Source organism: Salinivibrio sp. IB282, assembly GCF_001995685.1.
Classification (GTDB): Bacteria; Pseudomonadota; Gammaproteobacteria; order Enterobacterales; family Vibrionaceae; genus Salinivibrio; species Salinivibrio kushneri.
Genome location: NZ_MUET01000069.1, coordinates 1 through 13,766 on the forward strand (window position 1 = coordinate 1; position 13,766 = coordinate 13,766).

Annotated in this window: 14 protein-coding genes and 6 tRNA genes; all 20 read right to left on the reverse strand. The window is 50.9% G+C overall.

All coding sequences use genetic code 11. The annotated features are described in order from the left end of the window. Positions 1-44 precede the first annotated feature (44 nt). A tRNA-Leu gene (locus BZG14_RS12455) sits at positions 45-131 on the reverse strand. 41 nt (positions 132-172) lie between these two features. Next, a tRNA-Met gene (locus BZG14_RS12460) sits at positions 173-249 on the reverse strand. A 9-nt stretch (positions 250-258) separates the two neighbouring features. Further along, a tRNA-Gln gene (locus tag BZG14_RS12465) sits at positions 259-333 on the reverse strand. Positions 334-368: 35 nt separating this feature from the next. After that, positions 369-453 (reverse strand) — tRNA-Leu (locus BZG14_RS12470). Positions 454-495: 42 nt separating this feature from the next. After that, positions 496-572, reverse strand: a tRNA-Arg gene (locus BZG14_RS12475). A 2-nt stretch (positions 573-574) separates the two neighbouring features. Beyond that, positions 575-649 (reverse strand) — tRNA-Gln (locus BZG14_RS12480). 118 nt (positions 650-767) lie between these two features. Beyond that, the gene (gene glmU / locus BZG14_RS12485) at positions 768-2,126 is read right to left on the reverse strand and encodes a bifunctional UDP-N-acetylglucosamine diphosphorylase/glucosamine-1-phosphate N-acetyltransferase GlmU (RefSeq protein ID WP_077608873.1); all 1,359 of its coding nucleotides are present in this window, start codon (positions 2,124-2,126) and stop codon (positions 768-770) included. 155 nt (positions 2,127-2,281) lie between these two features. Further along, on the reverse strand, positions 2,282-2,704 hold the full coding sequence (locus tag BZG14_RS12490) for a F0F1 ATP synthase subunit epsilon (protein ID WP_046074864.1): 423 nt from the start codon (positions 2,702-2,704) through the stop codon (positions 2,282-2,284). A 19-nt stretch (positions 2,705-2,723) separates the two neighbouring features. Next, positions 2,724-4,127 carry a F0F1 ATP synthase subunit beta gene (gene atpD, locus BZG14_RS12495; protein ID WP_069362334.1) on the reverse strand — a complete coding sequence of 468 codons (1,404 nt, stop codon included), beginning with the start codon at positions 4,125-4,127 and terminating at the stop codon, positions 2,724-2,726. A 36-nt stretch (positions 4,128-4,163) separates the two neighbouring features. After that, positions 4,164-5,030, reverse strand: a complete 867-nt coding sequence (gene atpG, locus BZG14_RS12500) for a F0F1 ATP synthase subunit gamma (protein WP_077608874.1) — start codon at positions 5,028-5,030, stop codon at positions 4,164-4,166. A 46-nt stretch (positions 5,031-5,076) separates the two neighbouring features. Beyond that, a complete protein-coding gene (gene atpA / locus BZG14_RS12505) occupies positions 5,077-6,618 on the reverse strand; it encodes a F0F1 ATP synthase subunit alpha (RefSeq protein ID WP_069362332.1) in 1,542 nt (513 codons plus the stop codon). A 16-nt stretch (positions 6,619-6,634) separates the two neighbouring features. Next, positions 6,635-7,168 carry a F0F1 ATP synthase subunit delta gene (atpH, locus tag BZG14_RS12510; RefSeq protein ID WP_069362331.1) on the reverse strand — a complete coding sequence of 178 codons (534 nt, stop codon included), beginning with the start codon at positions 7,166-7,168 and terminating at the stop codon, positions 6,635-6,637. 15 nt (positions 7,169-7,183) lie between these two features. After that, the gene (atpF, locus tag BZG14_RS12515; RefSeq protein ID WP_046074859.1) at positions 7,184-7,654 is read right to left on the reverse strand and encodes a F0F1 ATP synthase subunit B; all 471 of its coding nucleotides are present in this window, start codon (positions 7,652-7,654) and stop codon (positions 7,184-7,186) included. 52 nt (positions 7,655-7,706) lie between these two features. After that, positions 7,707-7,958 (reverse strand): F0F1 ATP synthase subunit C, encoded by a 252-nt coding sequence (atpE, locus tag BZG14_RS12520; protein WP_025672872.1) that lies wholly within the window; start codon positions 7,956-7,958, stop codon positions 7,707-7,709. Positions 7,959-8,028: 70 nt separating this feature from the next. Further along, positions 8,029-8,817: a F0F1 ATP synthase subunit A gene (gene atpB / locus BZG14_RS12525; RefSeq protein ID WP_046074858.1), complete on the reverse strand. Its 789-nt coding sequence runs from the start codon at positions 8,815-8,817 to the stop codon at positions 8,029-8,031. 8 nt (positions 8,818-8,825) lie between these two features. Continuing rightward, a complete protein-coding gene (locus BZG14_RS12530; protein WP_069362330.1) occupies positions 8,826-9,215 on the reverse strand; it encodes a F0F1 ATP synthase subunit I in 390 nt (129 codons plus the stop codon). A gap of 180 nt (positions 9,216-9,395) precedes the next feature. Beyond that, the gene (locus BZG14_RS12535) at positions 9,396-10,286 is read right to left on the reverse strand and encodes a ParB/RepB/Spo0J family partition protein (RefSeq protein WP_077486768.1); all 891 of its coding nucleotides are present in this window, start codon (positions 10,284-10,286) and stop codon (positions 9,396-9,398) included. 8 nt (positions 10,287-10,294) lie between these two features. Next, entirely contained in the window at positions 10,295-11,092 is a 798-nt protein-coding gene (locus tag BZG14_RS12540) for a ParA family protein (RefSeq protein WP_069362328.1), read from the reverse strand. A 13-nt stretch (positions 11,093-11,105) separates the two neighbouring features. Then, the gene (rsmG, locus tag BZG14_RS12545) at positions 11,106-11,732 is read right to left on the reverse strand and encodes a 16S rRNA (guanine(527)-N(7))-methyltransferase RsmG (RefSeq protein ID WP_069362327.1); all 627 of its coding nucleotides are present in this window, start codon (positions 11,730-11,732) and stop codon (positions 11,106-11,108) included. After that, the gene (gene mnmG, locus BZG14_RS12550; RefSeq protein ID WP_077608875.1) at positions 11,733-13,622 is read right to left on the reverse strand and encodes a tRNA uridine-5-carboxymethylaminomethyl(34) synthesis enzyme MnmG; all 1,890 of its coding nucleotides are present in this window, start codon (positions 13,620-13,622) and stop codon (positions 11,733-11,735) included. It lies immediately after the preceding gene. Between the last annotated feature and the right edge of the window lie 144 nt (positions 13,623-13,766).

The following is a 13,766-nucleotide window of genomic DNA, read 5'->3' on the forward strand; positions in this document are numbered from 1 at the left end:
AATTTATATGATACACCGGCGGGCGGGCCGAATATCAATTGTCTTGGTGCGGGGGGAGGGACTTGAACCCTCACGTCCTTTCGGACACTAGCACCTGAAGCTAGCGCGTCTACCAATTCCGCCACCGCCGCAAATCGGTGCGATTTACTGCGTTAGCAACAAATCGGAATAATGGTGGCTACGACGGGATTCGAACCTGTGACCCCATCATTATGAGTGATGTGCTCTAACCAACTGAGCTACGTAGCCAACCTAAAGTGGCTGGGGTACCAGGATTCGAACCTGGGAATGACGAGATCAAAACCCGTTGCCTTACCGCTTGGCGATACCCCAATTTTCATGCCGCTTAATGCCACATGTTTTAATAATGGTGCGGAAGGAGAGACTTGAACTCTCACACCTTGCGGCGCCAGAACCTAAATCTGGTGCGTCTACCAATTCCGCCACTTCCGCATTCCAAGTTGTTCATCTGACTTCATGGTAGCTGAAGAAAGATGGCGCGTCCGGGAGGATTCGAACCTCCGACCGCCTGGTTCGTAGCCAGGTACTCTATCCAGCTGAGCTACGGACGCGTTGGCTGGGGTACCAGGATTCGAACCTGGGAATGACGAGATCAAAACCCGTTGCCTTACCGCTTGGCGATACCCCAACTGAGGCGCGCATAATAGGCTGGTTTTTATCGGGAGTCAACACCTGATTTTACCAACCGCACAACTTTTCGCCTTTCAAGCTAAAAAGCGGCTTGTGCGCGCTCAACAGTCAATATTCTACTTTTTTTTCGGCCGTTGCCAAGCCTCAATTGTTCTGGGTTTAGCACGAGTGATGATAAGTTGACCATCAGCGACATCTTTACTAATGGTACTGCCTGCCCCGACAGTCACCCCTTCGCCAATCACTACCGGCGCCACCAGCTGAGAATCCGAACCAATAAAGGCATTATCTTTAATCACGGTTTTATGTTTATTGGCGCCATCGTAATTACAGGTGATCACGCCGGCACCAATATTCACGCCGCGTCCTACCTCGGTATCACCCAGATATGTCAGATGATTGGCTTTGGAGCCTTCACCTAAGTGAGACTTTTTCATCTCGACAAAGTTGCCCACGTGGGCATCGCGCGCCATCTCGGCGCCGGGACGCAACCGCGTGAACGGACCAACCGTGCAGTCTTCTCCAACACTGGCCCCTTCTATCACGCTGTACGGGCGCACCAATGTATTATCGTCAATCTCGCAATCTATCAGTACGCTGCCAGCACCGATAGTCACGTTATCCCCTAAGGTGACACTGCCTTCAATAATCACATTGGCGTCGATGGTCACATCCTGCCCACATTGCAGCTGACCACGCAAGTCAAAACGGGTGGGATCTTTGAGCATCACACCACTGAGCAACAACTGTTCAGCCTGCATTTTTTGGTATTCTCGCTCAAGGCGCGAAAGCTGAAGGCGATTATTCACCCCTTCCACTTCCACCGCACTTACAGGGTGGACGGCTTGAATCGAGCGGCCTTGTTGATGTGCCAGCGCGATCACATCGGTGAGATAAAACTCGCCTTGCGCGTTGTTGTTATCAAGTTGCGATAACCAATGGCGCAAGTCACGCCCAGTGGCCACCAGCACACCGGTATTAATTTCAGTGATGGCAAGCTGGCTGTCAGTGGCATCTTTTTGCTCAACAATCGCCACCACTTCCCCGTTTTCACGCWCAATACGGCCATAGCCAGTCGGATCATCCTGATGCACAGTTAATAAACCAATCCCGCCTTCAGGCTGCCCTTCAAGCAAACGCGTTAAGGTTTGCTCTGAAATCAAGGGCACATCGCCATACAGCACCAACACTTGCTCATCATCAGCAAAATGCGGCGCGGCTTGTTGTACGGCATGGCCGGTGCCCAATTGATCCGCTTGCAAGCACCAGTTCACCGGTGTGTGAGCTAAAACGCGCTGCATAGTGTCGCCACCATGGCCATAAACCAAATGGATTTGCGAGGCGCCAAGGCCGTGACAGGTATCGATAACGTGCTCAACCATTGGTTTGCCCGCCAGGGTATGAAGCACCTTAGGGGTTTGTGAATACATACGCGTGCCCTTACCGGCCGCGAGAATAACTGCACTGTATTGCATAGTCTTTCCGTGATAAAAGAGAGGCTTGTCTATTARGTTGCCCTTAGTGTAACGCGTTTTAGCTTTCACGCGAATCACAGCCTGCAAGGTGGCCTTTGCAGGCAATAAAAAAGCGACGCCGAAGCGTCGCTTTTATTCTCACCGTAAGTGCCTGATTAACGCTTGTGCTTGGTCAGCTCGATCACTCGAAGCTTCGCAATCGCCTTAGCCAGGTCACTGGCCGCTTGAGCAAAGTCGACGTCTTTATGCTGATTGTGGATTTTATCCTCAGCGCGGCGCTTCGCTTCTTCCGCCTTAGCTTGGTCCAGTTCTTCACCACGAATTGCGGTGTCAGCCAGCACAGTGACTGTGCCAGGCTGCACTTCAAGCGTGCCACCAGAAAGATAAATAATCTCTTCGCTACCGCCTTGTTTGACGATGCGAACCATGCCAGGCGTGATAGCGGTCAGCAGCGGTGTGTGTCCTGCGTGAATACCCAGTTCACCTTCGCTACCGGTCACCTGAATATGCTCAGCACGACCAGAGAACAATTGTCGCTCTGCACTGACCACATCCAGATGGAAGGTTATCGCTGCCATATCGCCTCCTACTCAAGCCTTACAGGTTTTTCGCTTTTTCGAGCACTTCTTCAATGCTACCGCAGTACAGGAATGCCTGCTCTGGGATATCATCGTACTCACCACTTAGCAGGCCTTTGAAGCTTGCAATGGTATCTTTCAGCGAAACATAAACACCTGGCTGGCCGGTGAAGACTTCGGCGACGTGGTAAGGCTGCGTTAGGAAACGCTCAATCTTACGTGCACGTGCAACCGTCATTTTATCTTCTTCAGACAGCTCATCCATACCCAGGATAGCAATGATGTCTTTCAGCTCTTTATAACGCTGAAGGACAGACTGTACGCCACGCGCCACATCATAGTGGTCTTGACCAACAACCAGAGGATCCAACATACGTGATGTAGAGTCCAATGGGTCGATCGCTGGGTACATACCCATCGACGCGATGTTACGTGACAGTACAACCGTTGCATCCAAGTGGGCAAAGGTGGTCGCGGGTGACGGGTCAGTCAAGTCATCCGCCGGCACGTAAACCGCCTGTACCGAGGTGATAGATCCAGTACGGGTTGAGGTAATACGCTCTTGCAGTACACCCATCTCTTCCGCCAACGTTGGCTGATAGCCTACCGCTGATGGCATACGACCCAACAGGGCGGATACTTCGGTACCCGCAAGGGTGTAACGATAGATGTTATCGATGAACAGCAGTACATCACGGCCATCATCACGGAATTTTTCCGCCATGGTCAGGCCGGTCAGTGCAACACGCAGACGGTTACCTGGTGGCTCGTTCATCTGACCATACACCATGGCCACTTTCGATTCTTCTGGGTTCTCGATGTTTACAACACCGGCTTCCTGCATTTCGTAGTAGAAGTCATTACCCTCACGAGTACGCTCACCGACACCTGCGAAAACAGACAGACCCGAGTGTTGCAATGCGATGTTGTTGATAAGCTCCATCATGTTAACGGTCTTACCAACACCCGCACCACCGAACAGACCGATTTTACCCCCTTTCGCAAACGGGCAAATCAGGTCGATAACCTTCACACCGGTTTCCAAAAGTTCGGTCGCACTTGACTGCTCTTCATAGCTTGGCGCTTCACGGTGGATAGAGTAACGCTCTTTCTCACCCAGATCGCCACGCTCATCAATCGCGTCACCCAAAACGTTGACGATACGCCCCAGTGTGGCTTCACCCACAGGGACTTCGATTGCTTTACCTGTATTTTCTACTTCGATTCCACGACGCAGACCATCAGATGAGCCCATTGCGATGGCACGGATGACGCCACCACCAAGCTGCTGCTGAACTTCCAGCACCAGACGCTCGCCTTCACGTTTCACATTCAACGCATCGTATACCTTAGGTACTGCGTCTTGTGGAAACTCTACGTCGACTACCGCACCGATGATCTGAACGATCTTACCTGTAGCCATCGTTATTCCTCTAAACTAGTTCGTTAACCCTTGCCTTTACACCGCACTCGCGCCAGAAACAATTTCTGACAGCTCCTGGGTGATCGCAGCCTGACGGGCTTTGTTGTAGACCAACTGCAGATCATCAATCAGATTCCCCGCATTATCGGTCGCAGCTTTCATTGCCACCATACGTGCCGCTTGCTCACTGGCGAGGTTCTCTACCACACCTTGATACACTTGCGATTCGGCATAGCGAACCAACAAAGTATCGAGCAACGGCTTCGGCTCAGGTTCATAGATATAATCCCAAGCGTGGCTGCGCTGCATATCCTCGTCGTCTGACTTTGGCAAAGGCAGCAATTGATCGATCACTGGGGTCTGCACCATGGTGTTTTCAAATTTGTTGAAAACCAGGTACAAGCGGTCCAGCTCACCTTCATCATATTTTTTCAGCATCACCCCAACGGTACCGATGAGGTCTTCCAGTACTGGGGTGTCACCCAGACCAGCAGTTTGTGCCACTACATTGCCGCCATAACTGTTAAAGAAAGCGGTGGCTTTCGCCCCAATCAGTGCCATATCGATTTCGGCACCTTTTTGGCTCCAACTTTCCATATCGTTGATGACACTTTTGAACAAGTTAATGTTCAAGCCACCACACAGTCCGCGGTCAGTAGAAATGATGATGTAACCAACGCGCTTGGTTTCCCGCTCTTCCAAATACGGATGGCGGTACTCCAAGTTACCCAGTGCAAGATGACCGATCACTTTGCGCATAGTGACAGCGTATGGACGTGACGACTCCATGGCTTCTTGCGTTTTACGCATTTTGGAGGCTGCCACCATTTCCATCGCTTTAGTGATCTTCTGTGTGTTTTTCACACTTCCGATCTTATTACGAATCTCTTTTGCGCCGGCCATAGTTACTCTCCATTAGTGGGCGACCACCGAAGTGGTCACCTACGTGTTACCAAGTCTGGGTCGCTTTGAAGTCATCCAACAGCTTTTTCAGCTGTGCTTCAACGTCATCGTTGTAAGCACCAGACTCTTCAATTTGAGCAGCCAGGTCAGCGTACTGGCTCTTCGCAAAGGCCAGCAGGGAACGTTCAAAGTCACCGATCTTGTTCAGCTCAACATCTTCCAAGTAGCCTTTTTCAGCCGCAAAGATCACCAGTGCCTGCTCGAACACAGACATAGGTGCGTATTGCATCTGCTTCATCAGCTCGGTCACTTTCTGACCGTGATCCAATTGCTTCTTGGTTGCGTCATCCAGATCAGAAGAGAACTGCGCAAACGCGGCAAGCTCACGATACTGTGCTAGAGCTGTACGAATACCGCCTGACAGTTTTTTCATGATCTTGGTTTGTGCAGAGCCACCCACACGCGACACCGAAATACCTGGGTCAACAGCCGGGCGGATACCTGCGTTAAACAGCTCGGTTTGCAGGAAGATCTGACCGTCGGTGATCGAGATAACGTTGGTCGGTACGAACGCCGACACGTCACCCGCTTGGGTTTCAATGATAGGCAGGGCGGTCAACGAACCGGTTTGACCTTTCACTTCACCTTGAGTGAACTCTTCGACATAGTGAGCGTTAACACGTGCCGCACGCTCAAGTAGGCGCGAGTGCAAGTAGAAAACGTCACCTGGGAAGGCTTCACGACCTGGTGGACGACGCAGCAATAGCGAGATCTGACGGTAAGCAACGGCTTGCTTAGACAAATCATCGTAGACAATCAGTGCATCTTCACCGCGGTCACGGAAGTACTCACCCATTGCACAACCCGCGTAAGGCGCGAGGTACTGTAGGGCAGCCGCTTCAGAGGCCGACGCCACGACCACGATGGTGTTTTTCAGTGCGTCATGCTCTTCTAATTTGCGAACCACGTTGGCAATGGTCGATGCTTTTTGGCCGATCGCAACGTAGATAGAGTAAATACCAGAATCTTTCTGGTTGATGATCGCATCGATAGCCAGTGCGGTTTTACCGGTTTGACGGTCACCGATGATCAGCTCACGCTGGCCTCGGCCGATAGGGATCATCGAGTCGACCGCTTTATAGCCCGTTTGTACAGGCTGATCAACCGATTGACGTGCAATAACACCTGGCGCAATCACTTCGACTGGCGATGTGGTTTTGGCCTCGATAGGCCCTTTACCATCAATCGGCTCACCCAGGGTGTTCACCACGCGGCCCAACAGTTCAGGGCCAGTGGGTACTTCGAGGATACGACCCGTACCCGTTACCTTCATGCCTTCTTGCAGGTCCGAGTATGGACCCATTACAACCGCACCGACTGAGTCACGCTCAAGGTTCAATGCTAGTGCATAGCGGTTGCCAGGCAGTTCAATCATTTCACCTTGCATCGCATCAGCAAGGCCGTGAATACGAATGATACCGTCGCTGACTGACACGATGGTACCTTCGTTGCGCGCTTCACTCACAACGTCGAATTTCTCGATGCGTTGTTTGATCAAATCGCTAATTTCCGTGGAATTAAGTTGCATGCTCCAATTCCCCAAATCAAGACTGCAATGCATCGCTCAGGCGGCGCATACGGCCACTTACTGAGTTATCGATGACCAAGTCTCCAGCTCGAATAATAACCCCGGCAACCAGGGTTTCGTCTACACTACAGTTCAGCTTTACTTTGCGCTCAAGACGCGCGGCGAGCTTGTCACTGATGGCTTGTTGTTGCTCTTCGGAAAGAGCCGTCGCTGAAATCACTTGAACTTCAACTTCTTTTTCCAGTTCCAAACGCATCGCTAGGAACTGCTCACAAACCTCAGGAAGAGCTTTTAAGCGCTTGTTTTCGGCCATCACCTTAATCAGGTTTTGACCAAAACCATTGAGCTGATCACCGCCAACTGTGATGAACATCTCTGCCAATGTGTCGGCAGAGAAAGAGGCGTCCAACATATGTTGAACACGTTCATCACGGGCAATCTCAGCAGTAAAGGCGAGCATTTCAGCCCATTGAGCTAACTCGCCTTTTTCTACCGCAAAATCAAAGGCTGCTTTCGCGTAGGGGCGAGCGAGTGTTGTCAGTTCAGACATTGCTGCCCCTCCTTGTTACAGTTCTGCAGTGATTTTATCGAGAAGATCTTTATGAGCGTTCTCATCAATAGAGCGCTCAATAATTTTCTCGGCACCAATAACAGCGAGCGATGCAACTTGCTTACGCAGCTCATCGCGAGCACGGTTACGCTCGGCTTCTAGCTCGGCTTTACCCTGATTGAGGATATTGTCGCGCTCAGCAGCCGCTTCAGCACGTGCCTCATCGAGGATCTGTGCTTTGCGCTTATTGGCCTGCTCGATAATGTCAGTTGCGTTGCGCTTCGCTTCTTTCAATTGATCAGAAGCATTCGCCTGGGCCAAATCCAGGTCTTTGGCGGCGCGATCAGCCGCCGCGAGACCGTCAGCGATTTTTTTCTGACGCTCTTCAATCGCTTGCATCAATGGTGGCCATACATATTTCATGCAGAACCACACAAAGATAGTGAACGCGATTGCCTGGCCTAGCAGAGTTGCGTTGATATTCACAACGGCGCCTCCTTAATCATAAGCTAAAGGGTCTGTTCAGCTATTAGCCAGTTTACAGTTGACCTACGAATGGGTTCGCGAACGTGAACAGCAGTGCAATTACGATACCGATCATTGGAACCGCATCGAGAAGACCCGCGATGATGAACATCTTAACTTGCAGCATAGGAGCCATCTCAGGTTGACGTGCTGCACCTTCAAGGAATTTACCACCCAGCAGGGCGAAACCAATCGCAGTACCAAGGGAAGCAAGACCTACAATGATGCCCACGGCAATTGCAGAAAAGCTCAATAAAGTTTCCATCACTATCTCCAGTTTTCGTTGTCGGCTTTGAGCCAATAATGACTAACAAATTGCTTTCTAAAAAATGTCATCAATGATCTGAGTCTTCGTGTGCCTGCGAGAGATACACGATGGTCAACATCATAAAGACAAAGGCTTGAATCGTAATGACTAGAATGTGGAAAATTGCCCACGGCACAGAGCCCAGCCATTGCGCCCACCACGGCAACAAGGCCGCGATAAGAATAAATACCACCTCACCGGCAAACATGTTACCGAACAGACGCATCCCGAGAGAAATAGGCTTCGCCAGCAGCGAGACTATCTCCAACAGGAGGTTGAACGGAATCATGATAGGGTGATTGAACGGGTGTAGCGCCAGCTCTTTGGCAAAGCCACTCACACCTTTGATCTTGATGCTGTAGAAAATCATCAAGAAGAACACGCCCAGCGCCATCGCAAGGGTGATATTTACGTCTGCAGTTGGCACCACTTTCAAGTAAGGAATGCCTAACCAATGTTCCGCCGGATACGGTAGAAAATCGATAGGAATTAAGTCCATCGTATTCATCAAGAATATCCAGACGAAGATAGTCAGGGCCAAAGGTGCGATCAGTGGGTTTCGTCCATGGAAGGTTTCGCGGACGTTGTCATCAACGAACTCAACCAAGATCTCAACGAAGCACTGAAACTTACCCGGGACACCTGTCGATGCTTTCTTTGCCACTGATCGGAAAAGGCCTAGGAAGACAATACCGATGAGGACAGAGAAAAACAGGCTATCAATGTGAACCGCCCAAAACCCCTCACCGCTTGACAAGTGTGTCAGGTGGTGAGTGATATAGCCAGACGGTGTAAGCGCATCACCTGACGCAGCCATAACTCATCCTATTTGTTGTTGTTAATGAATAAAACTGGCGCGAGGATATTAATCCCTAATGCCAGCAAATAGGCCAGTTTGAGGGGAAGCAATTCCACCTCGACATACAGGTAAGCAAGGACAAACAAGACGACAGTCAGTGAAATTTTCAACACTTCACCGCTAAAGAAGGACGCCACCACGAATTTCGCCGCTCTGGCCCCACTAAAAAGGAAAGCACACGCCGCAAACGCAGCATTGGCAACCACAAAGATGCCTCCACCGATCAGCGCGGATTTTCCCCAGTCGACATTGATAGCAAGTGCCATCACGATTGCCGTTGCTAATACGACGCCAGCTTGCAAAAGCACCAATTTTGTCGCGATTTCACGACCCGGCCGCGCGAGCGTCGATACCATGTATTTGTTCCTCGATTCCGTTCCACTTAGCACTGTTGCCGTGCTGGGAAAACAGCAAAAATTATACGTTTCGCCCCAACTAATGCAATCGCATCGATGTAAAAAAGCGGGGAAAATTTTACAACAGAGTAACCTGATCACAGTAAGCGCTTTTATGTAACAAAAAGCGAATGGCATAGGTCACATTTCTTCGTCGAAAATTGCAAGAATTTGCGCTAATTTTTCGGATTCTTCAAAATTAATCACCAATTTCCCACTGCCGTTTTTCTGTTGTGTTAATGCGACGCTGGCCCCTAATTTGTCCCCTAAACGCTGCTGGAGCGCTTCAACCTCAGGTGACGATTTAGGCTTTTCCGTCTCAACAGGCGGCGAAAGCATCTTTTTTACTAGTTTTTCTATCTGGCGAACCGTCATCTTTTTGTTGACGGCGGTCAGCGCCGCATCGATTTGTGCGTCGCCTTCTAACGCCAGCAGGGCACGTGCGTGACCCATCTCGAGTTGTTTGTTAAGCAGCAGCTGCCGCACCCCCGATTCCAACCCATTTAACCTCAGTAGGTTACTAATGGTGGTCCGGGATTTACCGAGTGACTCCGCCAACTGTTGGTGAGTCAGCTCAAATTCGTCAACTAAGCGCGCCAATGCCTGGGCTTCTTCCATCGCATTGAGGTTTTCGCGCTGAATGTTCTCAATCAAGGCCACCGCACTGGCGACCTTATCGCTCATCTCGCGCACCAAGCAGGGTACATTGTTAAGCCCTGCTTGCTTAGCGGCACGCCAGCGACGCTCACCGGCAATGATTTCATAGCGTCCGGCTGCCACTTGACGGACCACCAAAGGCTGAATAATACCTTGCGCGCGGATGGACTCGGTTAATTCTTCCAGTGCCTCTTCAGCCATATCTTGACGTGGCTGATACTGACCGGGATCCAACGCAGTAACGGGCAACTGCTGCAATTCGCTGTTACTCGTATTGGTGGACTCAGAGGAAGCTTGGGTGGATGACTGTGCATGTGCACTGGTCGCCAACAAGGCATCCAGGCCCTTTCCAAGACCGCGTTTCGCTGAATTCATTGTTTTCCTCAGGCATTGACAGCGTCAGGCGAGGAGCGTGCTTGCTCTTCGCGACGCAAGATTTCACCCGCAAGGGCGAGGTAGGCTTTGGCACCGCTCGATAATTTGTCGTAGTACATGGCAGGTCGGCCATGACTTGGCGCTTCGGCAAGCCGCACGTTGCGAGGAATCACCGTACGATACACCTTATCACCGAAGTGTTTTTTGATCTGATCCGATACTTCGGTCGCTAATCGGTTACGCGGATCGTACATGGTGCGCAGCACCCCTTCCACGTGAAGCTCAGCGTTGACCACACTGGCCAGCTTGCTGATGGTATCCATCAATGCGGTTAATCCCTCTAGGGCAAAGTACTCACACTGCATAGGAACCAACACAGAGTTGGCAGCGGTCATTGCGTTAATCGTCAGCAAGTTAAGCGATGGTGGGCAGTCGATAAAAATATAATCATAACGGTCCACCACAGGCTCCAGCATGGTGCGCAGGCGTACTTCGCGAGCGAACACTTCCATCAGCTTAATTTCTGCCGCAGTCACGTCGCCATTGGCGGCGATCAGGTGATAGCTGCCTGCCGTATCGTCCACCACAACTTGCTCAAACGGTGTGTCTTCAATTAAGAGATCGTAGGCGGTGGCATGCACATCGTATTTGTCCACCCCACTGGCCATGGTCGCGTTACCTTGTGGGTCTAAATCAATCAGTAGCACCTTACGATTAGTGGCAGCCAGTGACGCTGCAAGGTTGACACTGGTGGTGGTTTTCCCCACGCCGCCTTTCTGGTTTGCTACCGCGATAACTTTACCCACGTGCTCTCGACCTCTATTCGTTACTCTTTGCTCTCAAGATTACTAGATGACGCGCCCCTTCCAATCCCGGTACCTTCAAAGCTTTGATATCGGTCACAGAACAAGCGGCAGGCAAGGCATCCAGCTCCTGCTGGTCCACTTGCCCTTTCAGCGCGTAAAAATATCCCTCAGCATGAGGAAGATGCTGGCACCAGCTCACCATATCGTTCATCGACGCAAACGCCCGGCTCAATACGCCATCAAAGCCATCATCGGGAGTAAAATCCTCGACACGGCTTTGCACCGGCGTGACATTGTCTATCTCGAGTTCGTGCAACACTTGGCGAATAAAACGAATCCGTTTGCCTAAACTGTCTAGCAAGGTGAAGTGTTTATCCGGATTCGCGATAGCCAGAGGAATACCTGGTAATCCTGGACCTGTCCCTACATCGATAAAATGATCGCCGTCAAGATGGGGCGAAACAACCAAACTATCGAGAATATGTTTCACCACCATGTCTTCCGGACGACGGACCGATGTCAGGTTGTACGCTTTGTTCCATTTGTCTAACAGGCGCACATACGCGAGAAGCTGCGCCTGTTGTTGTGAGGACAAAACCAGGCCTGCCTTGGCAAGCCCTTGCGTTAATTGTGATTCCATTTATGCCCCTTTCTTCAGCATGCCTTGCTTTTTCAAGTGCACGAGCAAAATGGAGATCGCCGCGGGGGTCACGCCAGAAATGCGAGACGCTTTGCCGACGGTTTCCGGGCGTGCATCGGCAAGCTTTCCTTTCACTTCATTAGACAAGCCTTTGATTTGCTCGTAATCAAGGTTAGTGGGCAGTGCCGTGTGTTCATGACGTTGCGACTTGGCGATTTCATCCTGCTGACGGTCGATGTAACCGGCATATTTTACTTGGATTTCAACTTGCTCACTCGCTTGTGCATCGTCATGCGCCGGACCAAATGTCGGCAAAGACACAATATCGTGATAACGCAGCTCGGGACGACGCAGCAAATCTTCGCCATTGGCTTCACGCGCTAACGGTGTTTTTAACATGGCGTTAAGTGCAGTGACATCGTCCGAGTGTGGATGGATCCACGTACCACGCAGACGCTGACGCTCTTGTTCCATGTTTTCCATTTTCTGGTTAAAACGTGCCCAGCGAGCGTCGTCGACCAGACCAAGCTCGCGCCCTTTTTCGGTCAAACGCATATCGGCGTTATCTTCACGCAGCAACAAGCGGTACTCCGCGCGAGAAGTGAACATACGGTAAGGCTCTTGGGTACCCATAGTGGAGAGATCGTCGATCAATACCCCCATGTAGGCTTGATCGCGGCGCGGACTCCAGCCCTCTTTGCCTTGCGCTTGCAACGCGGCATTACACCCGGCAAGCAAACCTTGTGCACCGGCTTCTTCATAACCTGTGGTGCCGTTAATTTGCCCCGCGAAGAACAAGCCATCGATGAATTTCGTTTCTAGGGTCTGCTTGAGATCGCGTGGATCAAAGAAATCGTACTCGATCGCATAGCCAGGGCGGATCACTTTGGCGTTTTCAAACCCTTTGATCGATTGAATAATGCCCATTTGCACGTCAAAGGGTAAGCTGGTGGAGATCCCGTTGGGATACAACTCGTTGCTGGTCAACCCTTCTGGTTCAACAAAGATCTGGTGTTTATCTTTGTCAGCAAACCGCATCACTTTATCTTCAATTGACGGGCAATAACGTGGACCTATCCCCTCGATAACTCCCGCATACATTGGGCTGCGAGAGAGGTTTTCGCGGATAACGTCATGGGTTTTTTCGTTGGTATAGGTGATATAGCACGGGATTTGTTCCGGATGCTGGTGGACATTCCCCATAAATGAAAATACCGGACAAGGGGTATCACCATGTTGGGTTTGCATCACAGAAAAGTCCACTGAACGGGCGTCAATGCGTGGGGGAGTACCGGTTTTCAGTCGGTCTACACGGAAGGGTAACGCACGCAAACGATCAGCCAGTTTATTCGATGGAGGATCGCCCGCACGGCCTCCTGAGTAATTATCCATACCGATATGGATTTTCCCACCCAAAAAGGTTCCGACAGTGAGCACCACTGTGGTCGCGCTGAACTTCAACCCCATTTCTGTTTCTACGCCAGTGACACGATCCTGCTCGACGATCAGATCCACCACGGCTTGCTGGAACAAAGAAAGGTTCGGTGTATTTTCTAAGGTGTGGCGGATCGCCGCTTTGTACAACGCACGATCAGCTTGGGCACGGGTGGCGCGTACGGCCGGGCCTTTAGACGCATTCAATGTTCTAAATTGGATCCCGCCTTTGTCAATGGCTTGTGCCATGGCACCACCCAAGGCATCAATTTCTTTTACCAGGTGTCCTTTCCCGATCCCGCCAATGGCAGGGTTACACGACATCTGTCCCAAGGTGTCGATGTTGTGGGTCAACAATAGTGTTCGTTGATTCATCCGTGCGGCGGCCAGCGCCGCTTCGGTACCAGCATGGCCACCACCCACAACGATGACGTCAAAGTGATCCCGGTAAAACATGATTAAAGCCTCAACCTGGTTAAGTGTTTGCGCATGAACTAAGCAAAAGGGGCGACATTCTAGCGCTTTTTCTGCCAACAGGGAACCAAACCTTGATCCGGATCGTTAAAGCGCATTAGCTTTATATATATAAGATCTTTATAT

Coding starts and splice junctions, on each gene's coding strand:
- atpA (WP_069362332.1), bottom strand. CDS start 6,618: ATGCAACTTAATTCCACGGAAATTAGCGATTTGATCAAACAACGCATC.
- BZG14_RS12535 (WP_077486768.1), bottom strand. CDS start 10,286: ATGAATTCAGCGAAACGCGGTCTTGGAAAGGGCCTGGATGCCTTGTTG.
- BZG14_RS12530 (WP_069362330.1), bottom strand. CDS start 9,215: ATGGTATCGACGCTCGCGCGGCCGGGTCGTGAAATCGCGACAAAATTG.
- atpH (WP_069362331.1), bottom strand. CDS start 7,168: ATGTCTGAACTGACAACACTCGCTCGCCCCTACGCGAAAGCAGCCTTT.
- mnmG (WP_077608875.1), bottom strand. CDS start 13,622: ATGTTTTACCGGGATCACTTTGACGTCATCGTTGTGGGTGGTGGCCAT.
- atpG (WP_077608874.1), bottom strand. CDS start 5,030: ATGGCCGGCGCAAAAGAGATTCGTAATAAGATCGGAAGTGTGAAAAAC.
- BZG14_RS12490 (WP_046074864.1), bottom strand. CDS start 2,704: ATGGCAGCGATAACCTTCCATCTGGATGTGGTCAGTGCAGAGCGACAA.
- rsmG (WP_069362327.1), bottom strand. CDS start 11,732: ATGGAATCACAATTAACGCAAGGGCTTGCCAAGGCAGGCCTGGTTTTG.
- atpE (WP_025672872.1), bottom strand. CDS start 7,958: ATGGAAACTTTATTGAGCTTTTCTGCAATTGCCGTGGGCATCATTGTA.
- atpD (WP_069362334.1), bottom strand. CDS start 4,127: ATGGCTACAGGTAAGATCGTTCAGATCATCGGTGCGGTAGTCGACGTA.
- atpB (WP_046074858.1), bottom strand. CDS start 8,817: ATGGCTGCGTCAGGTGATGCGCTTACACCGTCTGGCTATATCACTCAC.